At 57.8% G+C, this 25,877-nt stretch carries 25 protein-coding genes; 11 read left to right on the top strand and 14 right to left on the bottom strand.

Annotated features, from left to right (window positions below; genetic code table 11):
- Window positions 1-125 precede the first annotated feature (125 nt).
- The gene (locus ABIA96_RS27135; protein WP_354140104.1) at window positions 126-371 is read left to right on the top strand and encodes a hypothetical protein; all 246 of its coding nucleotides are present in this window, start codon (window positions 126-128) and stop codon (window positions 369-371) included.
- A gap of 314 nt (window positions 372-685) precedes the next feature.
- On the opposite strand, the gene ABIA96_RS27130 is transcribed toward ABIA96_RS27135, so the two are convergent.
- A complete protein-coding gene (locus ABIA96_RS27130) occupies window positions 686-1,078 on the bottom strand; it encodes a hypothetical protein (RefSeq protein ID WP_354140103.1) in 393 nt (130 codons plus the stop codon).
- Window positions 1,079-1,365: 287 nt separating this feature from the next.
- Here ABIA96_RS27130 and ABIA96_RS27125 point away from each other — a divergent pair, with 287 nt between their 5' ends.
- Window positions 1,366-1,635, top strand: coding sequence for a hypothetical protein (locus tag ABIA96_RS27125; protein WP_354140102.1), 270 nt, complete (start codon window positions 1,366-1,368; stop codon window positions 1,633-1,635).
- Between the two features lie 46 nt (window positions 1,636-1,681).
- Here the strand turns inward: ABIA96_RS27125 and ABIA96_RS27120 are convergent, their stop codons facing one another.
- Window positions 1,682-2,344, bottom strand: a complete 663-nt coding sequence (locus ABIA96_RS27120) for a hypothetical protein (protein WP_354140101.1) — start codon at window positions 2,342-2,344, stop codon at window positions 1,682-1,684.
- Between the two features lie 61 nt (window positions 2,345-2,405).
- Window positions 2,406-3,143, bottom strand: coding sequence for a metallophosphoesterase family protein (locus tag ABIA96_RS27115; RefSeq protein WP_354140248.1), 738 nt, complete (start codon window positions 3,141-3,143; stop codon window positions 2,406-2,408).
- A gap of 192 nt (window positions 3,144-3,335) precedes the next feature.
- Between ABIA96_RS27115 and ABIA96_RS27110 the strand changes: the two genes are divergently transcribed.
- Complete coding sequence (locus ABIA96_RS27110; RefSeq protein WP_354140100.1) at window positions 3,336-3,962, top strand: transglutaminase-like cysteine peptidase; 627 nt, start codon at window positions 3,336-3,338, stop codon at window positions 3,960-3,962.
- A gap of 8 nt (window positions 3,963-3,970) precedes the next feature.
- On the opposite strand, the gene ABIA96_RS27105 is transcribed toward ABIA96_RS27110, so the two are convergent.
- The 3 genes from ABIA96_RS27105 to ABIA96_RS27095 form a co-directional block, all read right to left on the bottom strand.
- The gene (locus ABIA96_RS27105) at window positions 3,971-5,236 is read right to left on the bottom strand and encodes a hypothetical protein (protein WP_354140099.1); all 1,266 of its coding nucleotides are present in this window, start codon (window positions 5,234-5,236) and stop codon (window positions 3,971-3,973) included.
- A gap of 200 nt (window positions 5,237-5,436) precedes the next feature.
- Window positions 5,437-5,712: a hypothetical protein gene (locus tag ABIA96_RS27100; protein ID WP_354140098.1), complete on the bottom strand. Its 276-nt coding sequence runs from the start codon at window positions 5,710-5,712 to the stop codon at window positions 5,437-5,439.
- A 74-nt stretch (window positions 5,713-5,786) separates the two neighbouring features.
- The gene (locus ABIA96_RS27095; protein ID WP_354140097.1) at window positions 5,787-6,236 is read right to left on the bottom strand and encodes a hypothetical protein; all 450 of its coding nucleotides are present in this window, start codon (window positions 6,234-6,236) and stop codon (window positions 5,787-5,789) included.
- 373 nt (window positions 6,237-6,609) lie between these two features.
- Here ABIA96_RS27095 and ABIA96_RS27090 point away from each other — a divergent pair, with 373 nt between their 5' ends.
- Entirely contained in the window at window positions 6,610-7,812 is a 1,203-nt protein-coding gene (locus ABIA96_RS27090; RefSeq protein WP_354140096.1) for a polysaccharide biosynthesis/export family protein, read from the top strand.
- A 159-nt stretch (window positions 7,813-7,971) separates the two neighbouring features.
- Window positions 7,972-8,553 (top strand): hypothetical protein, encoded by a 582-nt coding sequence (locus ABIA96_RS27085; RefSeq protein ID WP_354140095.1) that lies wholly within the window; start codon window positions 7,972-7,974, stop codon window positions 8,551-8,553.
- Between the two features lie 49 nt (window positions 8,554-8,602).
- On the opposite strand, the gene ABIA96_RS27080 is transcribed toward ABIA96_RS27085, so the two are convergent.
- Complete coding sequence (locus ABIA96_RS27080; RefSeq protein WP_354140094.1) at window positions 8,603-9,460, bottom strand: FkbM family methyltransferase; 858 nt, start codon at window positions 9,458-9,460, stop codon at window positions 8,603-8,605.
- Window positions 9,461-9,522: 62 nt separating this feature from the next.
- On the bottom strand, window positions 9,523-10,431 hold the full coding sequence (locus tag ABIA96_RS27075) for a glycosyltransferase family 2 protein (RefSeq protein WP_354140093.1): 909 nt from the start codon (window positions 10,429-10,431) through the stop codon (window positions 9,523-9,525).
- Window positions 10,432-10,966: 535 nt separating this feature from the next.
- Here ABIA96_RS27075 and ABIA96_RS27070 point away from each other — a divergent pair.
- From ABIA96_RS27070 to ABIA96_RS27050, 5 genes are all read left to right on the top strand, one after another.
- On the top strand, window positions 10,967-12,448 hold the full coding sequence (locus ABIA96_RS27070; protein ID WP_354140092.1) for an O-antigen ligase family protein: 1,482 nt from the start codon (window positions 10,967-10,969) through the stop codon (window positions 12,446-12,448).
- A 97-nt stretch (window positions 12,449-12,545) separates the two neighbouring features.
- On the top strand, window positions 12,546-13,160 hold the full coding sequence (locus tag ABIA96_RS27065; protein ID WP_354140091.1) for a hypothetical protein: 615 nt from the start codon (window positions 12,546-12,548) through the stop codon (window positions 13,158-13,160).
- A gap of 231 nt (window positions 13,161-13,391) precedes the next feature.
- The gene (locus ABIA96_RS27060) at window positions 13,392-15,608 is read left to right on the top strand and encodes a polysaccharide biosynthesis tyrosine autokinase (protein WP_354140090.1); all 2,217 of its coding nucleotides are present in this window, start codon (window positions 13,392-13,394) and stop codon (window positions 15,606-15,608) included.
- Window position 15,609: 1 nt separating this feature from the next.
- Window positions 15,610-16,368, top strand: coding sequence for a hypothetical protein (locus tag ABIA96_RS27055; RefSeq protein WP_354140089.1), 759 nt, complete (start codon window positions 15,610-15,612; stop codon window positions 16,366-16,368).
- Window positions 16,365-16,757: a hypothetical protein gene (locus tag ABIA96_RS27050; protein ID WP_354140088.1), complete on the top strand. Its 393-nt coding sequence runs from the start codon at window positions 16,365-16,367 to the stop codon at window positions 16,755-16,757. The genes ABIA96_RS27055 and ABIA96_RS27050 overlap by 4 nt, the downstream gene beginning before the upstream one ends.
- Before the next feature lie 20 nt (window positions 16,758-16,777).
- Here the strand turns inward: ABIA96_RS27050 and ABIA96_RS27045 are convergent, their stop codons facing one another.
- From ABIA96_RS27045 to ABIA96_RS27030, 4 genes are all read right to left on the bottom strand, one after another.
- A complete protein-coding gene (locus ABIA96_RS27045; RefSeq protein WP_354140087.1) occupies window positions 16,778-17,626 on the bottom strand; it encodes a glycosyltransferase family 4 protein in 849 nt (282 codons plus the stop codon).
- Between the two features lie 353 nt (window positions 17,627-17,979).
- The gene (locus ABIA96_RS27040; protein ID WP_354140086.1) at window positions 17,980-18,651 is read right to left on the bottom strand and encodes an acyltransferase; all 672 of its coding nucleotides are present in this window, start codon (window positions 18,649-18,651) and stop codon (window positions 17,980-17,982) included.
- Window positions 18,652-18,770: 119 nt separating this feature from the next.
- Window positions 18,771-19,508: a class I SAM-dependent methyltransferase gene (locus tag ABIA96_RS27035; protein WP_354140085.1), complete on the bottom strand. Its 738-nt coding sequence runs from the start codon at window positions 19,506-19,508 to the stop codon at window positions 18,771-18,773.
- A 94-nt stretch (window positions 19,509-19,602) separates the two neighbouring features.
- Window positions 19,603-20,970: an endo-1,3-alpha-glucanase family glycosylhydrolase gene (locus ABIA96_RS27030; RefSeq protein WP_354140084.1), complete on the bottom strand. Its 1,368-nt coding sequence runs from the start codon at window positions 20,968-20,970 to the stop codon at window positions 19,603-19,605.
- A 293-nt stretch (window positions 20,971-21,263) separates the two neighbouring features.
- On the opposite strand from ABIA96_RS27030, the gene ABIA96_RS27025 reads away from it, so the two are divergent.
- Window positions 21,264-22,715 (top strand): hypothetical protein, encoded by a 1,452-nt coding sequence (locus ABIA96_RS27025; RefSeq protein WP_354140083.1) that lies wholly within the window; start codon window positions 21,264-21,266, stop codon window positions 22,713-22,715.
- A 4-nt stretch (window positions 22,716-22,719) separates the two neighbouring features.
- On the opposite strand, the gene ABIA96_RS27020 is transcribed toward ABIA96_RS27025, so the two are convergent.
- The gene (locus ABIA96_RS27020; RefSeq protein ID WP_354140082.1) at window positions 22,720-23,940 is read right to left on the bottom strand and encodes a lipopolysaccharide biosynthesis protein; all 1,221 of its coding nucleotides are present in this window, start codon (window positions 23,938-23,940) and stop codon (window positions 22,720-22,722) included.
- 256 nt (window positions 23,941-24,196) lie between these two features.
- The gene (locus ABIA96_RS27015; protein ID WP_354140081.1) at window positions 24,197-25,693 is read right to left on the bottom strand and encodes an undecaprenyl-phosphate glucose phosphotransferase; all 1,497 of its coding nucleotides are present in this window, start codon (window positions 25,691-25,693) and stop codon (window positions 24,197-24,199) included.
- Window positions 25,694-25,877 lie beyond the last annotated feature (184 nt).

The following is a 25,877-nucleotide window of genomic DNA, read 5'->3' as shown; positions in this document are numbered from 1 at the left end:
CTCGGCGCCGGCAGCTCGGCTCCAAGGTAAGGCTCGCAAAGACCTGCTCTCGTCAGAGGAAAGGCGCTTGCTTTTGAGCAAAAACCTGTGACATTTCCTCAATCTCCTCGTTCCGGTGTTTGATCATGCGCGGCTTTCTCTCAGCACTCCTTTTTTGTGCCTTCCTGATGCAGCCTGCTTTTGCGCAAGGGATCAAGGATCCGGCCAATGTGACCAGCAACAGCATACTGACGACGCCGACGAAGAAGACGCAGGCCACCCAGACCGCCTCGCGTCCCACCGCCGTCCGGAACCTCGCCGGGAGCCTGCCGCCCGGAAAGTCCGCCCAAGGCGTCTGGAGGGACGGCAAGCTGATCGCGGTGCCTCGGTAAGTGCAATCAACCGAGGGAACAGTGATCGCTCTCTGACGTTCCTGCTCGGGAGATATCGCATGAAACGGACAATCTTGATCGCCGTCGCGCTTCTTGTGCCAGCCAGCACCCTGGCACAGGGAGTTAATGACCCATCCACGCCCAATCGCAATGTGATTGTCGTCAACCCGTCGCAGCCGTCGCCGAGCACGGCCACACCGAATATTCCAAGCCGGATTCAGGCGCCGCCCATCAATGGGTCGCGCGCCCGCCCCTATTACGGGAGTAGAACCCGGGGCAGCGGATCGAGCAGGCGATGACGCTCCCGTCAGATGTCAGCGGTCATTTGGCATCATGCCGCCGCCCGCCGGGAAGTTGCTGGATTTGAGAGTCATCCCGCTGACGCGGAAGCGGACACTTCCCGTCAAATATAAATAGTCCGAGGTCGTGCTGGCGACCGTGCGCACCTCTACGTAGGTGAGGGTGATCGAGCCTACGCTCGGGGTTACCTGGGTGATATCGACAAAGCGGGCCCCCGGGAAAAGCTTCTGGTCGAGGCCATAGAAGATCTTTTCACGCTCGGACCACAGCACGAAGTGACCACCGGCCTTCGGATCGACAGCTTCGTATTGCGTATGGATGACTTGCGGGTATTCGATCTGGCCTGCGGTTGCGGACTGGATCCCAAACCAGATGACCAAAGCCAAAGAAGCAATGCTGCGAACCACGGTTAAAATCCTCACGAGCTAAAGCGGAAAGCTTGCCCGTGAATTCGCTTTGTTGCAATCGGCAAAGGTATAGCCTGAAGAGGACGTCCTTCTGCCCGGCCTTTGGAGTTGTCGGCATGCGACCCCCTCGGCGTGACCACTCGCTTGAGTTCACGTGGCGGTTTGCGGCGCTGTCTCGAGCGCTCACCATTGCAGGTTCCCTAGCCCTTTGTCTGTGCTGTTCGCGCCCTTGTCTTGCTCAAGCGGAGCCGTCGCTCAATAACGAGCTTACGCCGAGCCAGCCCGAATTGACGCGTGACGAATGGCGGCAGCGGATCGAAGATGCAAGACGACGGGCCAAGGACGCCGCGCGCGAGCGGCGCGAACATCCCGAGCTCTATATGCCGGTTCCGGAAGATCCGGAGATCGTCGCGACTGAACGTGTTCTCAATGACGAGAGCCTGCAGCGGGGCGACATCATCGCGACCAAGAGGGGCATGTTCGTCTACCAGGGAGGACCGGAACAACCTCGTCGCGAGCAGGACTTTGTGCCGATCGCCCCAAAAACAGCGCGTTGAAAAATCCGCGGCAAGCCAGGCTCGGAAGCCAAAGCGCACTCCAACGTCAGTACCGCCGCAAAATCTCATTGAACTTGGGATCGGTCACCTGCGTGGCCTCCAGAAGGAGCGACTTGCCTTGCGGCGTTGCCCGCACGTAGGCCGCGACCAAAAGCGGCTCGTAACGAGAGCGGTTAGCAAGCACCGAGCGGATGTCCGATTGCGCCAGGAGCTTGACCTCCTCATCGGTCGCGGCCGCGCTCGACGTCACCGTTTGGACCCTTGAGAAGGCGACGCCGACCGGCACGGCCCCCGCGAGGTAAGACATTTTCACCGCGGGCGTCGCCGGCTCGCCGAGTTGAGCTTTCAGCGTCCCGAGCGTGAGCCATAACGCAGGGCGAATGGGTGATATCTTCAAGGCGGCAACCACAGCGTCTTGGGCCGCCTTGCTCTCGGTAGCCCTGCCGTTCGCATCGGCCGAGGGATGGTGAAAAATGCCTGCAGCTTTCGCTGCCGCATAGTTCGCAAGCAAGTCGCCATCGAACGAAAAAGCCGCCGGAACTCCCGAGGCAGCTAGATCGACCTTGTCGGGCGGAATCTCGTCCAAGAATAGATCGCTGGCCCGAAAGTTCGGCCGCATGAGATCACCAAAGAACCCCAATCCTGCATGAAGCAGCAAGACCACTGCGATGCAGATGCCGACGACGCGAAGCAAGATCATGCGGTTCATGATTGAATTCGAAATACCGAGGTGAGGCGACCAGAGTCGGGCCGACAACTCCGCAAAAGCCCTAAATCGCGAGCAGACTATCGCCCTGGATCGTGAGCAGCGTCAAGTTGCCGGTTGCGTAAGCGCCGGTATCGATGTTGATCCGGTTTGGCCGAATGTCTGGAGCGCTGACCGGGGTATGACCGTGGACGACATATTTGCCGAAGCGTCTCTCGGACTCCAGGAATTCCTCGCGGATCCAGAGCAGATCCTCTTCCTTTTGACGATCGAGGGCCACCCCCGGCTTGACGCCGGCGTGAACGAAAAAGAAATCGCCACACACAAAGGAGGAGGGGAGTTGCTGAAGAAACGAAAGGTGCTCCGCCGGAAGCGCGCGCCTCAACCCTTTGATCAACTCGATCTGCTCCTCTCCGGTCGGGTTCATCGTCGGGTTGATGCCATAGGAGACAAGGGTCAGCAGGCCTCCGTAGTGGCGCCATTCCTGCAGGCGCGCTGGATCCTTGAGAACCTCAAGCAGGAAGACCTCGTGGTTGCCTTTCAGACAAACGGTCTCATGCGACTTCGAGCGCTCGATGAGGAGATCAAGTACGGCGCGTGAGTCCGGGCCGCGGTCGACGTAGTCGCCAAGAAAAACCTGGATGGCTCGTTCGGGAGCAGAGCGAGCCAGATCGGCATCGATCACGGTTAAGAGCGATTGAAGCAAATCGGCGCGTCCGTGCACATCGCCGATGGCATAGACCCGCACGCCGTCGGGAAGCCGAGGCTTGATCGTCTTACGAAAGCGCTTGGAAAGGCCCATCAGTTGGTCGAATCGCATCTGGCGTCATGAACCGACGTCGTGATCGCTCATAGCAGAACAAGTTACGGACCGGTATTCTTAATTGTTTCTGACCGACTCGCAGCGGTTTTGATTAAAGAACCGCTCGGCCTTTGAGTCGTATTTCAAGACGTCTCGCGTAGCTTTTCCCCCAGCAAGAACGGGGAGCGCGACATGCGCAAAGTTTTTAAGTTGCTGGCGGCTGCGGCCGCTGTTGTGGTGGCTGCTGGGGTCCAGCACAGTGCGAAGGCCGCCTTCGTTGGTGCGCCGATGGGGCTGCGCGGCGCTATTCAATACATCAAGTTCGACCAGCCGACGCTTCCGCCGATGGCGTTCACGCTCTTTTGCCTGAAGTACAAGGACGAGTGTAAGCCGCGGCCGCAGCACATCGTGTTCAGAGGTGGTCGTCTGAAGCTCACGGCGGAGCGTATGGCCCAGCTTCAGGAGGTCAATCAGCAGGTCAACATTGCGATCCGGCCGGAGCCCAATCTGGAAGGGCTGCGCGGTGAGAAATGGCTGCTGCATCCCGCCAGCGGCGACTGCAATGACTACGCTGTGACAAAGCGCCACGATCTGATCGCCAAGGGGTTCCCGGCGCGGTCGGTGTTGCTCAGCGAGGTCGTGGTGCCTTGGGGTGAGCATCATCTCGTGGTCGTGGTGCGGACCTCCTCCGGCGATCTCGTGCTGGACAACCTCACCGGGCATATTCTGCCCTGGTCGAAGAAGTCCTACCGCTGGGTTCGCATTCAGTCCCCCAAGAATCCGACTTACTGGGCATCGCTTGCCGGTCGCGAAGTCTAATCCTGCGCCTATCGTGAGGACTGGCTGACGCTCTGCGACAATCCCAGTCCCACGATCACTGAAAGGCAAAGGATTGCTGCGGGGTACAGCAATCCTGGACTTGCGAAGCCCTGAATAAGCGCAAAGACAAGGCAGGCCGCCGCTGCCGCCGGGAAGAACGAGTCGCGGCCGCGCTGCAATGCGCCGAAAAACAGGCGCAGCAGAGCGACGACGCTCAACATCAGCGCGGCGGCCAAGCCGAGCCATCCGGTATCCGCAAAGATCGCGGTGGCGGCTGATGGCGCCAATAGAGCCGCACCGGGATCGCTCTGGTAGATCCTGCCGACGGCCGAAAAGGTCCCTGCGCCCGCACCGAACCATCGTGTGTCGGCCAACATTCGTTCAAGTGCGGCTCTCGTTTCAGCCGCCATATCCGGGACAAGCCGCAAGAGGATCGGTCCGGAACTCTTCTCGAAGAGGAAGCTCAGGACTATCGTAGCTCCGACCAGTGCCGCGACCGACATCGCGCCTGCAGCCAACGGTGATAGGTCGAGCCTGCGAATGACAAGGATCAGCAGGATCAGCACAAGGCCGAAGGCGGCAGCGAACGCGCTGTTCGTGCCGGACAATCCAAAAATCGCAACCGCGCTGGCCAGAGCGCCCACAAGACCGCAAAGCCCGATCGCAAGCGAGCGAACGACCGAGTGGCGCGTTTCGGCCCGCTCAGCGGCCAGCAGCATGACAGACAAGTTCAGCATGATCCCGAGGCCGGCAAAGGTTGTCGCTAGGTCGGAAGCGGCGCCCACAAGTCCCGGCGAGAGCCAATGCAGATTCAAAGTTAGGGCGCCGACTGTTGCTATTCCGCTCAGGACAAAGAGAACCAGCTCGGCGCGGCCGCGGTCGCGGACCACCACGATTGTAACGCCGACCAGAGACAGAGCAGCAAGCGCCAAGAACAGCGCGTTCAGCGTCAAGCCGACATCGGCCGTGATTGGTCCAAATGGCAGACCACCCAAGGCGTCGTGAGTCCCCGCCCAGATCGGGTGCGCTAAGCTCAGCCAGAGCGGCGCCAGCTGGGCTGCGATACAAAGCGGAATGGCGATCAGGACCCATCGGCACCAGGCCGTGGCACGCAGATAGTGCTCGTAGTCGGCCTTTCCTGCGCTGAAGGCTGCTGCCAACAGACTTAGTGCCGCAGCCATCATCCCGAGCTGTGCGCCGAATTTGGCGCCGGCAATTTCGAGAGCTGAAGCGGAAACGATAGCGACTATGAGGGCAAAATAAGCGAGGGACAATCAACGCGCTCGAAAGGAATCCTGAACCAGTCAGGCCACCATACAAGCCGTCGGTCTGATTTGAAACAAAGCTCTGCGGTCAACAAAGGGAGAGCTTCACCAACGGACGGGCGAAGCAAGCCAAACGGGGCCGGCGCTTCGCCAAGCGTTTCTCTGAGTGCGCTCGACCCAGAAGGAGTACTTGCGGAAGATCGAGGAGATCAGCGGGCCGTCCTGACCGGACGGGGGAACACGCGGGCGGTCCGGGCGGCAGCGAGACCGAAGCGCGCGGCGGAGCCAAAGAGATAGCCGGCTTGCAGGGCAATGGCTGCGAACGCTGCGGCCTTCAGACCTTCGAGAAAGCCAAGGCTGGTCATCAGGCCAACCGGAAGGACCGTGAGTACCAGAAAAAGGGTTACTGGCAGGAGAATCAGGACGCGGAAGCGTTGGCCCAAGACGGCGCCTGCGAGAAAGCTGAAAATCAAAAGCTCGGTCATCCGAAACACTCCCTGCTCCGGACCCTAGGTTCCGCCCCCTAAAAAGACCCTTAAGTCCTATGGCTAAATTTGGCCTATTGGCTGCAATTCGGCAAAAGCGAGTTATATGCTGCCTGGAGCCCATTCAGGGCCACCATGCCTTTGATCTCGCTGTCGCTTTCCTTGACCACGACCGAGAGCGACGCCGTGGACTGCCACTTTCCAGCGGCAAAGGCCGAGACCTCATCGGGCAGCTGCACGGCGGCTCCGGCGGCCGCCATGGTGGCCTCGAACGCGAGGGTGCCGCCGTTGCTCGAGGTGATGGTGACCTGGGGGCGGCGCCGGGGCGGGAAGGGGCGGATCAGGGCTACCAACACGTCGACCTTGCCCCTGGGCGCACATCGGACGATCAAGCCGGCGAAGTCCGGGTCCGATTGGGCGGTATCCGCCGTTTTCATGATGGCAGCCAAGCTCTCACCCTCTTTAGGGCCTTGGGTTCGGATGAATTTCCAGGGGGAGGAGGCCGTCACCTGAATGATGGGCAAGCAATCCGTCCGGGATAGAGCCAAGCAGTCGTCAGCCGCTTCGGAGGGGCGGGTCCCGCCAGCCACCAGCCACCCAATTATTGCAACTGCGAAAAAGAGCACGTCAAACGTCCATCCAAAGAACGAGAGCCGCATACCATAAGCGCTTCGCTTCTGGGAGTTGTGCACATTGCCGACGCTGTCTGCCCGTCATTCAGGCTGATCACTTACAACAAATGGTCATAATGGCTTAGAGCCTGTCCCAAGAAGTTGCTTTCGGGCAACACCCGCCGACATACCGCGCCATTAACCCTTCCTTTGCGGCGTGTAGTCTTGCCGCACCGCGCACCCGGCCGTACCAATTGTCCTCAATTGGAACCACCGGGCGAGATTCATGCATTCCATTGCCAAGACTCATGTATTTCGGCCTGCGTTGTTGGCAGTCGCCCTTGCGCTTGGAGCCTGTTCGACCAATCCGGGTTCGGGCCCTCTGGTCGACGACGTTAACAATCATGTTCAGACGGCGAGCGCACCGGCGTATGAGCTGGTGCCGATCAACCCGGCCACGGTCAACATCTTGCACACCCATGAGCCGGCGGGCCTCGCGGGCGCCTTCACCGACCGCCGTCCGCCGGCCAGCATCGTGTTCGGCATTGGCGACGTCGTCAGCGTCACCATCTTCGAAGCGGCCGCGGGCGGTCTGTTCATCCCAGCGGAAGCCGGCGTTCGTCCGGGCAACTTCGTGACGATTCCGGATCAGTCGGTCGACAATGACGGCTTCATCACGGTGCCCTATGCCGGCCAGGTCAAGGCGGCGGGCCTGACGGCGGTCGCAATCCAGCGCGCGATTGTGGACAAGATCGCCAATCGCGCCATCGAGCCACAGGTTGTTGTTGCGATGTCGTCGCAGCGGACGCAACTCATCAGCGTGCTCGGCGAAGTCAATGCGCCCGCGCGATATCCGGCGAGCGCGGCTGGCGCCAAGGATCGCGTGCTCGATGCGATCACGCGCGGGGGCGGCATTAAGGGCCAAGGTTTCGAGACCTGGGTCATGCTGGAGCGTGGCGGCAAGCGGGCAACCGTGCCATTCGAAAACCTGGTCATGAGCCCGGAAAACAACATCTACGTGCGGCCTGACGACAGCATTTACGTCTATCGCGAGCAGCAGAAGTTCCTGGCGTTCGGCGCGAGCGGTCAGAGCGGCGAGTTCAACTTCGACGCTTGGCGCATCAATCTCGGCGAAGCGGTCGGCAAGGCCGGTGGTCTCCTGGACGGCCAAGCAGAGCCGGCTGGCGTATTCCTCTATCGCCGCGAGCCGCGTGAGGTTGCCGCCCAGCTTGGTATCGATGTCAACAAGTACACAACCGAGACCATCCCGGTCATCTTCAGCGTGAACCTGCGCGATCCCGGCGGCTTCTTCCTCGCCACCAAGGTCATGATGAAGAACCAGGACATCCTTTACGTCTCCAACTCGCGCAACGTCGAAGTTGCCAAGTTCCTCACCTACCTGCGTGTGATCATGGCGACCGGCAGCGATGCGGTGAACCTTGGAAACGACGCGCTGATCTTCCGCAACAACATCAAGTTGGCGCCGTAAGGCGAAGCCAACCTGATCCGCGACAAGCGATGGCACCGGGGCTTTGTCCCGGTGCCATTTTCGTTTAGCGATCGAGGCGGTCCTGTTCGGCTAGGGATCAACGACCACTGAGCAAGGCCCGCCGGTCATCGGTCACCCCGCAATGTTGCAAGGGGCTTCATGCGCTTTGGACGACAAGCATTCTGGTGTTCTCTGACCCTCGTCATCTCGGGGCCTGTTCTACTTGAACAGGCTGCCGGTGCGGCAGGGGAGCTCGGTGTACGTCACCGGATCGATGTGGTGGTCTCTGCCGAACCCGATGCGCCAATCTTTCAGCGCCTCCGGGGTGCCAAGGGCGAACTGTCCTTCACTGTCCGATTGTCGGCGAACGCCAGGGAGAGCCGATTCTTCGGGATGCTCCACTCATCCTTCACGGATATCCGTGTGCCGGATGGCGCGGGCCAACCCCTCGTCCCACAGGCAAAGTTATGGGAGGAGGAGGTCTGCCATCAGCGGCGCGGACTGCCGAAAGTTACTGTCACGCAGCTTCTGGGGCATTTCGGCGAGGGGGAGCGCCGGGTCGAGATATCCGGCATCAACCGCCACATCGGGCTTCTGGTCCCGCCAGATGAATTGACCCCGGGAATAAAACTGGACACGGGGACTGATAATCTCGGTTCGTTTTACGCCTTTCGGGCGCAAACCCGAAGCAGCCATTTGAACGTGGATCTCAAGATCTATCCAATCGACTGTCGCCTCTAGGGAAGCCCGTCACCACGTTCGCGCGAGGTAGCTTCCAGATTTGGATGAGCTATCGAGCCGCGTGCGTGTCATACCAGCTCGCCGGCGGAAACGTCGGGAAGCGGTAATCCTTTCGCCCGGCCGCGCGCACCAGCGCTTCCTGCACGCCGCCAAGCATGCGGAACAAACTCTTTCGACCCCAGAAGATACCCGCGTCTCCCGCTAGCGCATAACCGCGGAAGATTCCTTTGTAGACTTCCAGCGCTTCGAACATGTCCATCCACCGTCCGGGCAATTCGGTACCAAACAACCCGCTGCTGCCTTCCTCGAACCTATGAGTCTCGAACGACCCTTCAGTTGCCGGCTCAAGTGTTTGCTGTAGGGGAACGAGCCTTTGATCGATGATCTTAAATCTGGAGTAACCTAGGCGTCGCAGTAGCTCGAACTCCTTTACCAGATCATCCCAATTCTCCTTTTCGGATTCGATTGAAACAAATCGTGGGGGGGCAGGAATGCACTCGAGCGATGACAACGCATCGAAATCGTTGCCTTCGATATCGATCTTGCAATACCTGGGAACGCCATGCTCACGCATGATGTCAGTCAGCCGCTCGGCTTTCACGGTTGTCTTTTGAAAGCTTCCAGCGCCCATCATTTGATTTCGCTTGGCCCATCCCAGATTTGCCGTTCCCCATACCGAATGTTTGGTGTTGACGTAAAAGTCAATTTCTCCCGGGGTCTTGGCCACGGCCAGGTTGAGGATTTTCAGTTTTCCTGTTGCGACCTCTCGGGAAAACTGTTCGCCGAGCGCGATGCAAAATTCCGGGACGGCTTCGATGGCGACGACATTGAAGCCCTTCTTGAGATAGAACCCGGTATCTTCACCTTTGTGGGCGCCTAGATCGTAAATGAGATTGTCGTCAATCATGATTTCCCTGCCGTACCCTGCTGGCTGACATGTGGTGATGCGCGGAATCCGCCCGAACCCTTCTAGCTATGAAAGGACATGATTTTGGTCGGATGCATTGATCCGACAATCAGATCAGCTAGTGCGGCGAGATTTCCGGCAAGCCTTCCGCGATAATCAATCATCGGATGCTCCTGGATTGACCGCAATGCGTTGGACGCAAGCGCTCGCGTACAAAAATATGCGCACTGTCTGAGTGTGACTGTTCCTTTGCGCGCGAGATAGAGCGGATTGGAGATTTGCGAGTACCCATATTTGTAACCGCTAACCCGTCCAGACTTTGATCCAAGATGTACTCCGATCAAGTCTGAAGCCCGATGAATGTCTGAAAACTTTCTAATCTGTCCGGAGAAATCGGTATCCTCTAGCCAGCCATACAGCGGCAGATTCTCGTCGAATGCACACCGATCGAAAATCTTCGCTCTAACCGCCATATTGCATCCGTACAGGCCCTGTTTCCACTTGCTGTGCCCGATCTGGTCGGCGGCCGGACGCGCGGCCAGCAGGTCCGAAGCTTGATCTTCGGTAATGGCGAAGCTGGCTCTTGCTCCGTCCATGATCACCATTCCTGTCACAGCAAGCACCTGGGGATCCGCCGCAAACAACGCTTCGCACCTCTGCAGCCAATCGGCTGCAGGCCTGAAATCATCGTCAAAGAAGACAATGATCTTCGTGATCCAGGCGTCCGGAGAGCTTGTCCTTCTGGCAGCCTGCACGCCGTAGTTCCTCTGCGACGTCAGCCCGGGCCGGGGAGAGATCAGCTCGTACACGCTCAGGTCGTCCTGGACGGAGGCAATACGGGGTAAATCTCCGGGTTCAGTCCCCACAACGATGACGTTATCGGGAGCGCGTGCTTGAAGTCGAAGCTGGTCTAAAAGGACCCGAACATTCTCAGGTCTGCCGCGTGTCGCTAAAATGACGTCGATATTCAATTTGTCCCTCGCAGAGAAATGGCCGGCAAAACACGTCAGCTGACGTAAGATCTTCGTGGAAACGTCGGAGCAGAAACAGAATGTTCTCCCGGAAGCAGACCTCCACGCGGTCAGGATTCGTCTGCCTGCAATTGGCGACGTGTGGCCTTAGCGTGCAGCGCCGGCGCGAGCCGTACCCGGCAACGTTACTGAAATCCACCGTAGATCAGTGCGTTTATGAGCGTCCAGCCCTTTCATAGGATATGGCTACCGGACTACAGTGTAACATCGGCCCCCATTTGGGCGAGCTCGGGATGTGAACAATATAGGAATGCGGAAGCGACGCAGTCCGAGGTAAACATCGCGAGGAAAGGACCGGTCAAGTTTTCGAGGTTCAGTGCCACTCGGACTAGTTGACGCCAGAAATTAAGTTCTATAGGCGGGGAGCGGTTCGAAGATAGTTCATTGGTCGCCGCCAAGATCCGAGCGGGTCGCTTGCTTGGACGCTTACGGGGTACGCCGCTGCATTTCCACTGGGGGTCGTCAGACGAAAGTGATGGGCCGTGTTTCGCTGAACATCCCCTGGTCGGCTGATCTCGTCGCCAGCTGTCTGTTGTTCTTTGTCGTAGCGAGCGCGCCATTCCCGTTTGGCTCGACCAGCAATCTCGCCATCGCCTTCTGGTGCGTTTGCCTGGGAGCTGCCTTGATCGTTGCGCCGACGACAGCCTTGCGTCGCCCGCATCTCTGGATCATCGTCGGCATCTTGATCCTCGTTGCAGCTTACGCGGGCGTGCTTCACGAACAGTTATCCGACAGTCCGTGGATTGCATCCTACCATCCGATGTGGACGCAGCTTGGCTCTCTTCTCGATCCACCCGTCGCGCCATCGGCCTCGATCATCAAACACGAGGCGTTCTTTGCTCTGGGGGCGCCGCTAGCGAATATCCTGGCTGTTCTGCTAGGGCTTATCGTTGGTGCCAGCGCCCAGCGTGCACGCCAGATGCTGTTGGTAATCGCGGTCTCGGGGAGCCTTTACGCGGCATATGGCGTGCTCTCCTTCCTTATCGACCCGACCGCGATCCTGTGGCGGGATAAAAACGCCTATCTTAGCAGCGTCACCGGCACCTTCATCAATCGCAACACCGCGGCTGCCTATTTCGGCTCATGTGCCGTCGCGTGGATACTTCTGATCTTGATCGACGTGCGCTACCGTCTGCCTGGACGGCGTTTCAGGTGGAGCAATCTGTCGCGCGATCTGACTAAAATTTCGCAGGGTACACTGGCGCTGAAGTTCACCGCGCTATTGATCTGTGTCATGGCGATGTTCATGACGGGGTCGCGGGCAGGCGTCGCTGTTTCGCTCATTTCCATGATCCTCGTTTTTGTTGTTTTTTTGCGGAAGGACCTTCCGCCGCGCTCCGGCATCTGGATTGCGCTCGCGGCTGGCATCTTGGCGGCGCTCGTTCTCCTGGAATTGCTCGGTGGCCGTGTCACCAGCCGCTTCGATAGCCAGGGACTGATCGACAATGGCCGGCTGGAGGGGTGGAAATCGTCGTTGCTCATTATCGCCCATAATCCGTGGTTCGGCACCGGGATGGGGACCTTCCAGTCGGCGTTTCCGCCCTTCCGCAGTCCCGATATCTCGATTCGCGGCACCTGGAATGCAGCCCATTCGACCCCTCTGGAGGTCGCTCTGGAGGCAGGGATTCCGATGGCGCTGCTGCTGGCGGCCGGCTGGGCGATCATGATCGTGGTGCTTGCGCGTGGTGTGTTCAGCCGCAAGCGCGACGCTTACATTCCCTTGGCAGCCGTCGGCATCGCTTTGCTGGCGCTGCTGCATTCTTGCGTTGATTTCACGCTACAAATACCCGGCTATAGCATTCCCTTCTTTGCGCTTTTTGGGGCTGGTTTGGCTCAATCCTTCCGTTCCGGCGAAAGGACAGGTGAGCCGGACGCTGTGGCCGCAAATGCCGTGCCGACCTGTGCTCGTGACCCGGAATCGCCAAAACAGTCTAGTTTTGAGACCCTTGGCCTTTAACCATTCCTTTAGAATTGGTGGACAGGGCTACCTCTTTCCACTACTTTCTCATTGTTTTTCGTTTCAGCCATAAAGCCAACTAGTTCTTGAGGAAATCATGAGCCTTATTAAGTTTTCGGTTCGGTTCGCCGTGGCTGTTGCGGTCGCAGGCTTGATGTCCACCGCTGCCAGCGCAGCTGTCTATCCACCCAGTCGGCAGCTGCAGCCCCAGATCATTTCCGATTTCAAGGGAGCTCCTGCAACGCTGTTGCAGCAATATCCCAATGGCGGTCCGCAGCTGATTTCGCGGGTGCGCGACCTTGGTGCGTCGGATCCGACGACGGTCCCGGGCCTCATCGAATTGTTGAAGAACCCTGCGACGACGAAGGATCAACTGCGCGCGATCGTTGCCGGACTTGCACAGGTCGCTCGTATGGCGGCCCAGACCGATCAGGCGTTCGCAAATGAAATCCAGTCGGCGGTCGCAGGATCGAACAATCCCGACGTGATTGCTGCGTACCAGGCCGCAACCGGCGACGTGGCGATTGCTGCGGCCGGCGGCGGTGGCGGGTCCGGCGGAGGGGGCCCAACGACCGGCCAGGGATCGGCCTTCGGTGGGGGAGGCTCCGGTGTCCAGAACTTTGGTGGGCTGCACTACGCGAACACCAGTACGAGCTATACAGGGTCGGTAACTCCTTCGACCGCATATCAGGCGGTCAGCCCGACCCAATAGCGTTGTAGGCTTCGACTCCCGTTTTTCTTACGATAAATTTACCAAGGCAGCGTGTCATGCGCTGCCTTGCGGTCTTCTGCTAAGGCTTGCGCAATATACTGGTTATGAAGCGTACGGTGCGCCTTAGATCGGTTGATGCTTCGATAGCTATGCTTGATTTGTGCGGATATGTGAGTCCGTGCCGCTCCATCGGCCAAATCACGATCTTTGATTCACCTCAGGAATTGCTGGATGTTGCAGCTGAACAAGCCTACCGCAGAGATCAATCGCGAATTCCCTGAGGCGCAAGGCTCTCCGTTCCAGTCCCTGACTTCGCATTTGGACGTCGTCCGGCATCAGTTTCCGACGATTGTGGTCATTGTATCAACCTGCGTGATTTTGGCGCTTCTTTACCTGTTCACCGAAGCTCCGCAATTCACGTCCACCGCCTCGATCGTCATCGACACCCGCAAGGCTCAGCTGTTTCAGCAGCAATCGATGCTCGCTGATGTGGCCCCCGACTCTGCGTCGGTAGAAACGCAAGTCGAGATCCTCAAGTCCGAGAACATCAGCCTCGCGGTAATTCATGACTTGCGGCTGACGGAAGATCCGGAATTCCTCGGTAGCGGTGGAAGCCTGATAGGGTCGGTTGCCAACTTCTTCTCCGATTTGTTTTCGAGCGGTCGTAGTTCCGAGTTTAGATTGGAGCGTAAGGCCCTGCAGCGTTTTGAGAGCAATCGCACCATCAAACGTCTCGGTCTCACATACGTCATGGAGATCGGCTTCACGTCGCGAGATCCAGCGAAAGCTGCGCAGATCGCCAATGCGATCGCCGATGCCTATATCGTCGACCAGCTTGAGGCGAAGTACCAGTCAACGCGGCGCGCGAGCGTTTGGCTGCAGGATCGCATCAAGGAGTTGCGTGCTCAAGCATCTGCAGCACAGAAGGCGGTTGTCGACTTCAAAACGGCCAACAACATTGTCGACACTGGTGGGCGCTTGATGAATGAGCAACAGCTCGCCGAAGTGAACAGCCAGCTGGTCGGAGCGCATGCTTCCACTGCCGAGGCTAGGGCGCGGCTTGACCGCCTCAACGATATCTTGAAGCGCGAAATCCCAGACGCGTCAGTGGCGGACGCTCTCAAGAACGAGACCATCGTCAAGCTCCGGGGACAGTATGTCGACATGGCTGCGAAGGAGGCGATCTGGGCAGCCAAATATGGCCAAGATCACCTTGCGGCGGTCAACTTGCGCCGCCAGATGGACGAGATCAAGCGGAACATCGTCGACGAGCTCAAGCGCATACAGGAATCCTACAAGAGCGACTACGACATTGCCGTTACTCGTGAAGAGAGTATCAAGGCGAGTCTCGCGAACGTGGTCTCGGAATCACAGCTCACGAACCAGGCGCAGGTTCGGCTGCGCGAGCTCGACAGCAATGCGCAGTCCTATCAGGCGATGTACGACAATTTCCTGCAGCGCTATATGGAATCGGTCCAGCAGCAATCCTTTCCGATCAGTGAAGCGCGCGTGATCAGCGCGGCGACGACTCCTCTGGTGAAGAGCTATCCAAAGACTCTGATCGTGCTGGGCGCGGCGCTATTTGGCGGCTTGGTGCTGAGCTTCGTCCTGGCGATCGCCCGTGAAATGATGGACCGGGTGTTTAGGACGACTCAACAGGTCGAAGAGGTGCTGGGTGCGAGCTGTATAGCGCTGCTGCCGACGCTGAACGTCGCCCCTACGAAGGACGCCGGGGCCAAATTGTTGCGCTATGTCGTTGATCATCCTCTATCGAGGTTCTCCGAGGCGGTGCGCACGACGAAGGTGGCGGTCGATCTAAACTCGATTGTGCGAGAGAACCGCGTGACAGCAGTCACGTCGACTCTTCCGAACGAAGGCAAGAGCACGCTTTCTGCCAACCTTGCGCAATTGATGGCCCATGGCGGTGCGCGCGTCCTCCTAGTGGATTGCGATCTCCGTAATCCCTCCCTCTCTCGCGCGCTTATGCCGGACGCGCAGGTTGGTTTGGTGGAAGTCCTCGCGCATAAGGCTGACTTCGAGCAGGCATTGACGGTCGATCCGCAAACGGGTCTCTCGATGCTGTCGGCAGGTACGACCTCCAAGCTCCTGCACACCAACGAGATATTGGCCTCGAAGGTGATGTATGGCCTAATTGGTGAGCTGCGGGCCAAATTCGATTACATCGTGCTTGATATGCCCCCCATGGCACCGGTCGTAGACGTGCGTGTGACGTCATCCTTCGTCGACTCTTACCTATTCGTTGTAGAGTGGGGCAAGACCCTGATGGATGTGGTGAGACATAGTCTGCATGGCTCGCCGGAGATTCATGACAAGCTGCTTGGGGTAGTTCTCAATAAGGCCGATACCAAGCGGCTGGCTCGTTACGAGTCCTATCATAGCCGCTACTATTACAAGAAGAACTATGCCCGTTACGGCTACGTCGAATAGCATGGACGCGCCTTGGCAGAAATATTGCCGTGGCGTGTCGGTTCTGGCGGGACTTGCTGGCGTAGTCTGGTCGCTGATCGCGTTGCCGCCTTTCTGGGCCGAGGCGCAAGTCAGCTCCGTGGCCGTGCGGATCCTGGTCGGTGAACAATTCAAGCCAGGCACTCTGGATCCGATCGCGTCGCGCATCGATGCCAGCTCCCAACTAGCTCGCTGGTATCCTGACCTGGTACGAGCCCGGGCGCTGATTGCACTTCGCTCCGCCGAGGAGGCGTTGCAGGCAAGGAGTCTCGGTGACCCCGATCGCAAATTGGCGGCCGCGGAGGACAAGTTGAAATCGTCGTTGATGCTCGCTCCGGCCGACGCCTTTCTTTGGCTGATGCTGTATTGGGTGAAGAACGAGCGTTATGGTTTCGACGCAGGAAATGTCCGCTATCTCGAGCAATCGTATGCAGCCGGACCAAACGAAGGCTGGATCGCACTCCGCCGTAACAGATTGGCGCTCGCGATATTCCCGTTGCTTAGTGAGGAGCTGCAGCGGAAGGTCGTTTCCGAGTTTGCCGGCATGGTTGAGAGCGAGTTCACCGATGATGCGGCACGCAACCTGACTGGCGTCGGTTGGCCCCAGAAGGACAGATTGTTGGCGAGTCTCGGGCGGGTTAACATGGTCGCTCGAGAAGCCTTCGCAAAAAAGCTGGCATACGACGGCGTGAAGGCTCACGTGCCAGGAGTCAATTTGCCTGAAAGGATGTGGCGGCAATGATTCGATCGCTCTTTCGGCTCGTCCTGCTGACCTGTATGGTTCTTGCATTGACTTTGATCCACGACCTGCCGGCCTACGCGCAGAGCGCGGGACCCGCATTCAGGATGCAAGGGGCCGCGGACACGTCGGACACGCCTGTCATCCGTGACGCCGCCAATCGTCCCTGCCTCGATGTCGAAGCCGCTGCTAAGGGGCATGTCATGAACGGCGAGCTGATGGACCATATCGTGAGTGTAAAGAACAACTGTTCTCGAATGATCAGGGTCAAGGTTTGCTATTACAACAGTGATCACTGCAACAATGCGACCGTCTACGGCTATCAGCGGGTCGACATAATTCTCGGAATGATGAAGATGTCGACCTTTCGATATTCGCTATCTCAAAAATGAAGGTTGTCGCGGACGCCGGCTCATGTAATCGCGTGGCCCTCGAACAGTCCTATAAAATTCGCGGCGTCGCCCTCGCGCTGAACGAGCAACATTGCGCGATGGCTCTCGGCTTCGCTCAGGATGGCTTGAAAGGCAACGCGTGACTTTTGCCAAGCGAGGATCTGGGCGACGATCTTGTCCAGATCTGACGCGCTTGGATCCAGCAGCAATCCTTGCGGAACCATGTTCGAAATGCATCCGCGGCTGGAGGCGGCAACAATGACCCCCGCCACCTGGGCCTCATAGATGACGAGAGGCTGCGCCTCGTTAACGTATCGCGTCGGAAATACCAGAACGTCTATCGAGGAGAGAAAGCGCGCCTTGGCATCATCGTACACGGGCCCCACATATTCGATTCCGCCAATCTCGCTCGCACGGCGATTGATGTAATTCTCCATTTCGAGATCGGCGCATGGACCGGCGATTCGTCCCGTCAGGTCGCATTCGTGCTCTCTCAGCTTGGCCATCAGATCGAAAAACCGGTCGATTCCCTTTTCAAACGAGATGTTCGAAAGATAGCCTATGGAGCGGAGTTCACGATCGCTACTTCGCCATCCGACCGTCGGCAAATCGAAAAACGCCAGATTGGAAATGATCGCGGGTTTCAGTTGCCGGCCGTACAGCTCGGAAAGTGTTGCCGCCATCTTGGGACACAGGGCAATATGAATCTGATTGGTACCGGCCACGCGGACAATGGACGCCAGGATAGCGCTACGCTTCGTCAGGTACGCAAAACTGTGGTGATGGAACGCGATCCTCTTGCCCCGCAACCTCGCAAGGGCGACCAGCACGAGGTCATAGAGCAGTCCATATCCTCCGGACAGTGACAAGTAGACTGCAGAGGCTTCCCGTCGACGAACGATAGTTCGCGCGCATCGGACGTATGCGCGTACACGATTGAAGTGATGCCGCCACCGGCTGCGCGCGTCGCCTGGCGAGGTATCGCAGAGTGCGAGCTGAAATCCTGCGACGAGCAAACTGTCAGCGACTCGCCTGGTGATGAGAGCCGCGCCATGAACCGGTGGAGGAAGAGGACCTGCCAAGACGATCATTTTACAAGCCACCAGATCATCGGTCCCTTAGCGCCAGAAAAGCTTCTTGGTCGGCCGCAGCATCCTCCAAGGAGTGCCTTTGGTGCCAAATCTTGGCCGTTGCGGATCAGGGCCGTTATATTCTCTGAATGTCACATTACTGTAGCAACTGTACGGTGAAAGATCTTGGCGTTCTTGGAAATGTCTCGCTGGTGAACCGCGGGATTCCCGCCGATCATCGAGTACTCCTGTTGCGCGACGTGAGTTACAACCGCACCAGAGGCCACCACGCAATTATCCGGGATGGTAACGCCCTGCAAGATGATCACCCCCGTGCCGATCATCGTATTTGCGCCGATCGTAATTGGAGAGCATGTCTGCCGGGCTGATATTGGATTGACTCCGTGAGTCAGCAATTGGCTACGGAAGCCAGCAAGACCGCAGAACGGACGAAACTCGATACGGTCTGTGCAGTCGATGTAGTGCTGGCTCATCACCAAACTCGCCTTGCGCATGATTAGATCGGAACGTCGCTTCGCTTTGGTCCGGAAGGCCGGTGAGTTCAGACGAGTTGACAATCCTCCGATCCAGTTCAAGTTGCCGATCACCGCATCTTCATCCATCTGCAACCGATCGAGCCGGCCGATATAGTTGAGATGCCCGATATAGGTCTTTGATTCCAGGACGCATTCGTCGGCGCGAATCAAGGAGAGACCGACCCGTGCATCGCGGTGGATGGAAAAACCGGGGATCGCGTTGAGGGCCAGCCGACGGATCTTCCAGGGGAAAAATAGGAAAAGAGCTTGAATGAGAATCTTCAACATAGTCGTTCCTCGCACCGATCCAAGATAGCCGAAAGTGCGACAGTTTGTTCAAATCTAGTCTTTAAGGTTTATTTCGAAAGTGTATCGCGGCCGTGCGCCCCTGAGGGACATGACGTTCGCTAACGGTCGGACTTCTTCCGGATGAAGACCATCAAGACCGTCTTGAAGGCGGGAGGGGTCAGCGATTGAACGAGCTGGAACGCCCGATACACGCCGCGATTGTTGGCGTGGTAGGCGGGCTCAGCGTCCCAGGCATATACAAAGTGATCGAAACGCGCCGGCTGGAAGTACCTTTGTAGGGTAGCCGGCGTATTCAGGCGGTAAACCGCGGGAAAGATGTCCTTGTCCTTGCGCTCGGGTTGCGCCGAGCTGAGGATGGTTCGGCTCAGTCCGTTGGGGATTAGTCGATTGGCCAGCGCAATGTAGCCGTGCCTGTTTGGCGTCCGCGCACAGATCCAGCCGCCGGGCTTCAACAACCTATCCATTTCGGCGGTGCTTCGAGCCGGGTCGGAAATATGCTCGAATGTGCAATCCGATACGATGATATCGGCGCAGCTCGCTGCCAGAGGCGCGCGCCCCGTTGAGTCGAAAAGCATTGCTTCATCGAGCGACGGGTTGGTCAAGACCGCGTCATCGACGTCCAATCCAATGACTCTGGCGACGCGTCCCTTGAAATTGCAGAGGTTGCGACGGTAGTCTGAGGTGGTGTCCTCATGTATCGCGCCCCGGCCTGCGCCGAAATCGATCATGGTGGTACTTGGTGTCACAAGGGCACTCACGCGTTGGTAGAACGCAATCGTACCGTCGATTCTCGAGAAGCCGCCAGCAGCTAATTCCGGAAAGAAGGTTGAATGCATGCAGGAACTCATTGAAGCTGTCGCGCAAAGGGAGATGATGATCTCAATTTATCAGTAATCCTGCTGTCCCTGTCGAACAGATGATCGAAAAATGCTAAACGGGCGGACGGGAAGACGAGCCGGCGTGATAGAGCAAATCCTGGTACGTCGACGTCTCGCGGATTTCGTACGCGCTCGGGAGGGATATGACTGTCGCGTTTTCGCGGCTGAGCTGAAAACTCACCCTGCCAGGCACCAAGGGAATCCGAAACGACGTAATTCCGGCTTTCGCGTTCAGGCTCTTGGAATCTTTCGCTGTACTGATCGTGAGCTTGCCCGGCTCCTTGAGGAGCGCGAGCAACTCGATTTCGTTTTGGGGCGGATCAGCGAAGCGGCTGACCAGATTGGTCGCGAATCTGAAAGGTTGAGCAGTACCCGTTCCACGCGCCTCGGTAGACTCGATTCGATGAAAATAGAAAATGACGTCTTCAGTGATCGGCGGCATCGTGCCCTTCTTGAACCAGGCGATATAAAACGCGGCGAGATCATAAAACGCATATTGAATGCTGGTAGACGGTCGAATTTCGGATCCTTCGGAATAGTCGTTCCAAGTGGCGATGTTGACCACATCGGACTCGATCTCCATCGCCGCGGTCCATGAAACCCGGAACAGTTCACTGTTGCGGCATTCCGAGAACCACCGGTTATGAGGCCGGAAGTCCTGAGGCCACACGATGGATGCCCAGACCTTTCCAGCTTGCTTGACCAGCCTTCCCACCCGCTTGAGCAGGGGGACGTCGCTCAACTTGTCGACCCCCCACATCGATGCGCCATCGATCAGCTCCATGAAGTCGATGATCTTGCGCGCATCGAGAAACGTAGGAAAAAAGAAAACCTTCTCTCCGCCCCTGGTCAGTCGTTGCAACAGCTCTTTCCAGCGCCCGATGTCCCACTGCTCGGGCGAAAAGGCGCCCAGCACCAGCCGGCCGTCGGTGTGCCGCGCGACGTGGGGGGTCTGCGCCAGCTTGAGGATGGCGTCAGCGATCGCTTCAACCGGCGTCTTCACCAGGATCACCGTATCGATTGACAGCACAATTTCGAACCCCGGCGGTCCTTTTTGGGCGGCCTCAAGCATATTGCGCAAATTCACCATGTAGGGCGAACCGTCGTCTATGCCCCCCATGTTGAACAGGAATCCGTTGAGCCCGATGTGGTCCGCCGTCTTGATCTCCTCGAGCATATCCAGCACGGCCCAGTTCGCTTCGGGTCGTGGAGGGCGAGGCAGAGGCCGTTCCCGGATGAAACCGCCTTCGGACTTAAGTTTGCCCTGGGATCCGTCTGGCGACATGTAGTCGGCGTACTGATCCTTCTCCGGAGGCCAGTTGTCGAACGACGTCGGAAACCAGTGCCAATGTGCGTAAACCTTCTTCGTCGGCGCTCCTGGCTTCGTCCCAGCCTCCGCCGGGTCCGCCAGAGCCGGCATCGAGGATGCTCCGGCAAGTAGAATCCCGGAGGAAAGAAGTTGACGCCGGTTCACAGAGGTGTGCCGTGCAAGGAGTTCGCAAATCCGGGTCGAGGGAATCGACATTTAGGAAATATTTCGTTGATATCTGTTAGGTTATGGGAAATATCTTACTTGAACTTCGGCTGCAAGGTGAGCGAGTTCGGATCGTTAATGCGACAGGGATATCCTCTATCGAACGATCTGCGCCGAAGTCGACTGCAGGTCGAACGTGCTGTTCCTGCGCCGCTTGCGAAAGTCGAAGTTGTTGAGGCATGATTCGGTTCTCGCACAGCACAGCCGCCTCTCAGATGCACGTGACGCCCAAAAGCGTCTTCGACTACGTCGTGATCGGCTCAGCCGCGGCCTATTTATTCCTTTCGTTCACGGAAGCCTGGGATAACCCACGTGCATCGCTGGTCGCTGCCGTGGTACTCGGCGTGAATGGGATCGTAGCCCTGTTCGGATTGAAGATCGCTCTGGCCAGATCATACCTGCTGTTTGTCGTCTTTTTCGTCTTCAACCTCCTGTTCCTGGCGGTGGCGCCGCTTCAGCAGATCGGAAACGACTTCGACCCAGTTTTCACCGATCTAAGTCTCGTCGTATTGGCCAGCTTCCTTTCGACGTTTATGACGATCGTGGGCCTGTGCTTCGTGATCTATCGTCCATTTCGTGCTCCCGAACCCCGCTACAATCGCTTTTTGGACAGGAGCCTCGCCGCCGAACCAAACCCGAACTACGTACTATTGGCGGTTGCGTCCGCCGTCGTATCGCTCGGATTGATCGGTTATCTCGGCTCGTCATTACTTCAGGTCAATCGTGAGGCCTTCGGTTCGGTGGTCGGCGAAAGCAAGATGATCAACATTCTGGTCACTGCATTCTTTCGGCCATTCACGCTGGTTGCTCCGGTCATTGCCGGGAGCGTCGCTCTTGCTCGCCGGAACATGGGCTGGGCAACGTGTTTTGCGATCCTGCTCTTGGTGGGTCTGTTCATCAACAATCCGCTCATCTCTGCACGTTTTCGCTCCTCTACGTTGATTGTATTCTGCGTTCTTGTGCTATTTGATCCTCGAAGCGTCCGGCTGTTTCTCGTCACCTATTTCGCGGGCTTGCTGGCGTCTCCGATATTCGGATCCATTTTCCGGTACGCAAACGTCACTCTCGACCAGCGGCCGTTTTCCCAGTTCTTCGTTCATCCGGATTTTTCGGGCCTCGACCTGTTCTGCTATGCAATCATGTGGGTCGATATGAAGGGCCTCGAATACGGATCGAATATCATCGGTGCGTTGCTGTTCTTCGTCCCGCGCGACCTGTGGGCAGGAAAGGGAAGAACGGTCGGTGAGATCATGCACGATTACATTTTCATTCTGAAGGGCTTTGGCACCGATAACGTTTCGGCTCCGCCGCCCGTGGAGGGATATTTCAGCTTCGGGATTGTCGGAGCGATGCTGATGTCTTGCGCGATCGTCTACGTTCTCGACCGGGTCGAACGTCGCGGGCTCAGTGCGCAAAAACTGTCGCCATTGTACTTCATCTTGTGTCTTTCGCCGATGCTTTGCATGATTTTGCTTCGAGGTCCGTTTCAGGTGGGCTGGTCAGAATGGGCGATCCATAGTTCCACCGTCGTGGCTTCGGCAGTCCTGCTCCTCGTTACGAAGCGCGCTGTCTATGCTCGTCGAGCGCCCCCAGCACGCCACGGGATCACTCCGGAAGCGTCGCTCGAGTAATTAGCTAACCCGGTTGCATTCGGATGCGGCGCGAAGTGCCCCTAAATGCCACCCAAAGCGCCGCGGCGCCATTGGCTATCGCCAGGGATACGAACGCACCGGTAACACCGAGCGCCGAGCAAATTGGAAGCGCGATGACGGCCGTTATCGCTGCGGAGATCAGGCCGCCGGCTTGCATCAGTCCCAGGCGGGCATTGGCCCTCAACCACATTCCAATAGTTGCAAGCGCGAGGGCGAAACTCGTGGAAATCAAAGCAACGGGAATGGATGCTCCCAGCGCGGCATACTTGGCGCCAAAGATGAGAGTGGCCGCGTCGCTGCCGAACCAGATTGCGGCTACGGCCAATGGCAGCGGAGCGAAGACGATCAGGGCCAGGATGAGTAGGTGAGGGGTTTCAATCTGACTGATCCTCGCGACGGCAATGCGCGGCGTGATAAATCCCGAGAGCCCACCAAGCAACTGAGCGAACGGGGCTATCACGGCGAACATCAGTCGATAGCTTGCAACGGCTTCAGGCGAGTTCAGAAACACGAAAACGAACGGATAGATGTTGGTCGTCGCCAGGCCAAGCAGGTTGCTTATCAGGAACGAATATCCAGCCCGGAAATGGGATTTCAGCGAGATGTTCTGGTGATCGTCGGTCTTCGGCGGGACGTTTCGCCTCCCCGACACCAGAAAGATCAGATTGCCGAGGATGAAGGGTACCGTATAGGCAAAGTGCGATTCCAGATTGACGTGCGGCAGCATCCAGGCCGAGAAGATCAAAACCGTTGCATACGCCGCTGCCGCCACAGCCGATGCCTGCACATGCCCCTGAATGTGCATAATTCGGCGCATGAATTGAACCGGACCGGCAAAGCTGAAGAACAGGAAAGCGAGAGCTGCAACCGTAAGCGTTTGCATTTCGTGAGTGTGGCTGTTCAACACGAGTGCGCATCCTGCGACCAACGCCAGGCAGCAAAAGATGACGTTGACCGTCCATAGGCGCCGCAACAATGACTTTTGGCTTTCCTGCTCCCTGATTCCAGTCGCGATGATGGGATCGCAAATAAGGGCGTGATGTGCGCCAATGAGAATGAGATAGCAGGTATATCCAAGGGTCAGCTCGGCGAATTCAGCCAGCGGCAGCCGGCGAGCGACCACGGTCAAGTAGAGAAAGTTCGACAAGCTGAAAATGACCTGCTCGCAGCTCAGAACGAAATACTTAATGAAGTAGCTTTTCATCTTCCTGAGATTGGATTGCTGCTGCGGGCGATAGGTCTGTCGAACAATGGTGCCTCGGTCCCTCAAGGTTATAGGGGGAGGCGGAGCCCCAGGCTATTTCCTTGGGGGCTGATGCGAGCTTGTTTGAAGGACAAAGTTAACTGCCCAGGCTTCTCGGTTTGAGCGTGCAGATTACGTCCTGGCGCGCCTGTAACGCTTGCCGACTCGGTTGATTCAATAGGCCGGCTCCAGTTACGGGGAGGGGTAGTGCGAAGGGTCAGTAGGCCACTGGATCACTGGTCACCTGCACTGTCGTCCGCAAGATGATTCTAGCGTCGAGCCAGATGCTCCAGTTGTTGATGTACCACAAATCCAGATCGACCCGGGAGTTCATCATGTCGAGCGTCAGCGTCTCGCCGCGATTGCCGTTGACCTGGGCCCAGCCAGTGATGCCCGGTTTGACATGCTGGCGGAACGCGTAATTGCTGATAACTTGCTCATATTCCGAGTTGTGGGCAGCAGCGTGGGGGCGGGGGCCGACCAGCGACATGTCGCCCAGGAGGACATTGAAGAGCTGCGGCAGTTCGTCGATCGACGCCTTGCGCAGCCATCTGCCGACCGGTGTTACGCGCGGGTCGTTCCTGCGGGCCTGCACAATGATCGGTCCATCCTCGAGCACGCGCATGGTGCGAAATTTGAAGATCTTGAAGGCGCGGCCGTTGAAGCCGTTGCGGGTCTGTCGAAAGAGCACCGGCCCCTTCGACGTGGCTTTGATCATGATCGAGGTCACTAGCAAGACCGGCGCGAATATCACCAGCCCAAGGGTGGCGCCGATCAGGTCGAATGTGCGTTTGACAGCCCGTTCCGCGCGCGAGAGCGGCGCACGCCGGAGCTCTGCGATCAATGTGTTTCCGACATTAGTCAGCGGGTAGCGCAAGAACCTCGAGACGTTCGGGTCCGGTACGAGATTTATCGGTATCGGAAGGATTTTCAACGCGTCGACGACCTTGTCGATCGCTTGCCGATGGTCCCACTTGAACATCAGGAATATCTGCTCGATCTTGTTCTCTCGCGCATAAGCGATGAGCTCCTCGAGGCGGGGGGCGATGGACGGAATGAGCGACGGCAAACTGAGCCATTCCGAACGAATCTCCATGAGCCGAGTGATCCGGTAGCCATGCTGTGCGAGTTCTGCCATTTCCTCGGATGAAGCCAGCCCAAGCTCGGCAATTGCCACGGCGCGCCGCTTGGCAAAGGCACCGGTACGCACCGCCGCCTTGACAAATCGCGCTATGGCAGCCTTCGACAGCAGAAGCAGGACCGGGCCGACGAGGTAGAACGAGATTATCGTGCCGCGCGAGATTTGGCTGCTGGCCTTCATCGCGAAGATTATGACAATGAGCGCGCCGAACAGGCCGGTCCACGTTGCCAGTGTCTGTTTGAATATCCGCGGCAGGTTAGTGAAGTTCTTGAGGCTGTACCCGTGCTGGACCTTGATGAGGAGTGTGAAGTTCAGCGCAACGAACAAGCTTAGCGCGATGTAGACGTCCAGGTGGTCGTGCGCTGACCGTGCGTAGATCTGGTAGCCAACAGCACAAGCGACGCCGCTTGCCACGAGAATGGTCGCGTCGGCGAACGGAGCCAGCAGTTCGACAACGTTGGGGCGTAACCATCTCAGTGCAAGGCTAGAGCGTGTGGAGTTAAGCTCGTCGAAAATGCGAATTTCTACCGGAGAATCCGCAGCCGAGGTGGGGCGAGCCGATGCAATTGTCATGATTTCAAACTCAAGACCACGAGAAAATCGCGTGCGCGTGCTATCAGTGAATGCCGCAGTCCAAAAAGACGAAAGATAAAATAACCTTACTTTTGGTGACGTTGTATCGCACTTTTGTCGTTTCGAATACAAGATTGAAGGTGGAGGGTTTCCTGCATGGGTTACCGACGGCGATCGGGACCAA

The organism is Bradyrhizobium sp. LB11.1 (assembly GCF_040549385.1).
In the GTDB taxonomy this organism is placed as follows: domain Bacteria; phylum Pseudomonadota; class Alphaproteobacteria; order Rhizobiales; family Xanthobacteraceae; genus Bradyrhizobium.
This window is presented reverse-complemented; position numbering and strand designations above follow the sequence as displayed.

What these genes read in the sequence shown, in the direction of transcription:
- ABIA96_RS27135 (WP_354140104.1), top strand. Translation starts at nt 126, where the DNA reads ATGCGCGGCTTTCTCTCAGCACTCCTTTTTTGTGCCTTCCTGATGCAG.
- ABIA96_RS27120 (WP_354140101.1), bottom strand. Translation starts at nt 2,344, where the DNA reads ATGAACCGCATGATCTTGCTTCGCGTCGTCGGCATCTGCATCGCAGTG.
- ABIA96_RS27115 (WP_354140248.1), bottom strand. Translation starts at nt 3,143, where the DNA reads ATGGGCCTTTCCAAGCGCTTTCGTAAGACGATCAAGCCTCGGCTTCCC.
- ABIA96_RS27110 (WP_354140100.1), top strand. Translation starts at nt 3,336, where the DNA reads ATGCGCAAAGTTTTTAAGTTGCTGGCGGCTGCGGCCGCTGTTGTGGTG.
- ABIA96_RS27100 (WP_354140098.1), bottom strand. Translation starts at nt 5,712, where the DNA reads ATGACCGAGCTTTTGATTTTCAGCTTTCTCGCAGGCGCCGTCTTGGGC.
- ABIA96_RS27090 (WP_354140096.1), top strand. Translation starts at nt 6,610, where the DNA reads ATGCATTCCATTGCCAAGACTCATGTATTTCGGCCTGCGTTGTTGGCA.
- ABIA96_RS27085 (WP_354140095.1), top strand. Translation starts at nt 7,972, where the DNA reads ATGCGCTTTGGACGACAAGCATTCTGGTGTTCTCTGACCCTCGTCATC.
- ABIA96_RS27080 (WP_354140094.1), bottom strand. Translation starts at nt 9,460, where the DNA reads ATGATTGACGACAATCTCATTTACGATCTAGGCGCCCACAAAGGTGAA.
- ABIA96_RS27070 (WP_354140092.1), top strand. Translation starts at nt 10,967, where the DNA reads ATGGGCCGTGTTTCGCTGAACATCCCCTGGTCGGCTGATCTCGTCGCC.
- ABIA96_RS27065 (WP_354140091.1), top strand. Translation starts at nt 12,546, where the DNA reads ATGAGCCTTATTAAGTTTTCGGTTCGGTTCGCCGTGGCTGTTGCGGTC.
- ABIA96_RS27060 (WP_354140090.1), top strand. Translation starts at nt 13,392, where the DNA reads ATGTTGCAGCTGAACAAGCCTACCGCAGAGATCAATCGCGAATTCCCT.
- ABIA96_RS27055 (WP_354140089.1), top strand. Translation starts at nt 15,610, where the DNA reads ATGGACGCGCCTTGGCAGAAATATTGCCGTGGCGTGTCGGTTCTGGCG.
- ABIA96_RS27050 (WP_354140088.1), top strand. Translation starts at nt 16,365, where the DNA reads ATGATTCGATCGCTCTTTCGGCTCGTCCTGCTGACCTGTATGGTTCTT.
- ABIA96_RS27040 (WP_354140086.1), bottom strand. Translation starts at nt 18,651, where the DNA reads ATGTTGAAGATTCTCATTCAAGCTCTTTTCCTATTTTTCCCCTGGAAG.
- ABIA96_RS27035 (WP_354140085.1), bottom strand. Translation starts at nt 19,508, where the DNA reads ATGCATTCAACCTTCTTTCCGGAATTAGCTGCTGGCGGCTTCTCGAGA.
- ABIA96_RS27030 (WP_354140084.1), bottom strand. Translation starts at nt 20,970, where the DNA reads ATGCCGGCTCTGGCGGACCCGGCGGAGGCTGGGACGAAGCCAGGAGCG.
- ABIA96_RS27025 (WP_354140083.1), top strand. Translation starts at nt 21,264, where the DNA reads ATGATTCGGTTCTCGCACAGCACAGCCGCCTCTCAGATGCACGTGACG.
- ABIA96_RS27020 (WP_354140082.1), bottom strand. Translation starts at nt 23,940, where the DNA reads ATGAAAAGCTACTTCATTAAGTATTTCGTTCTGAGCTGCGAGCAGGTC.
- ABIA96_RS27015 (WP_354140081.1), bottom strand. Translation starts at nt 25,693, where the DNA reads ATGACAATTGCATCGGCTCGCCCCACCTCGGCTGCGGATTCTCCGGTA.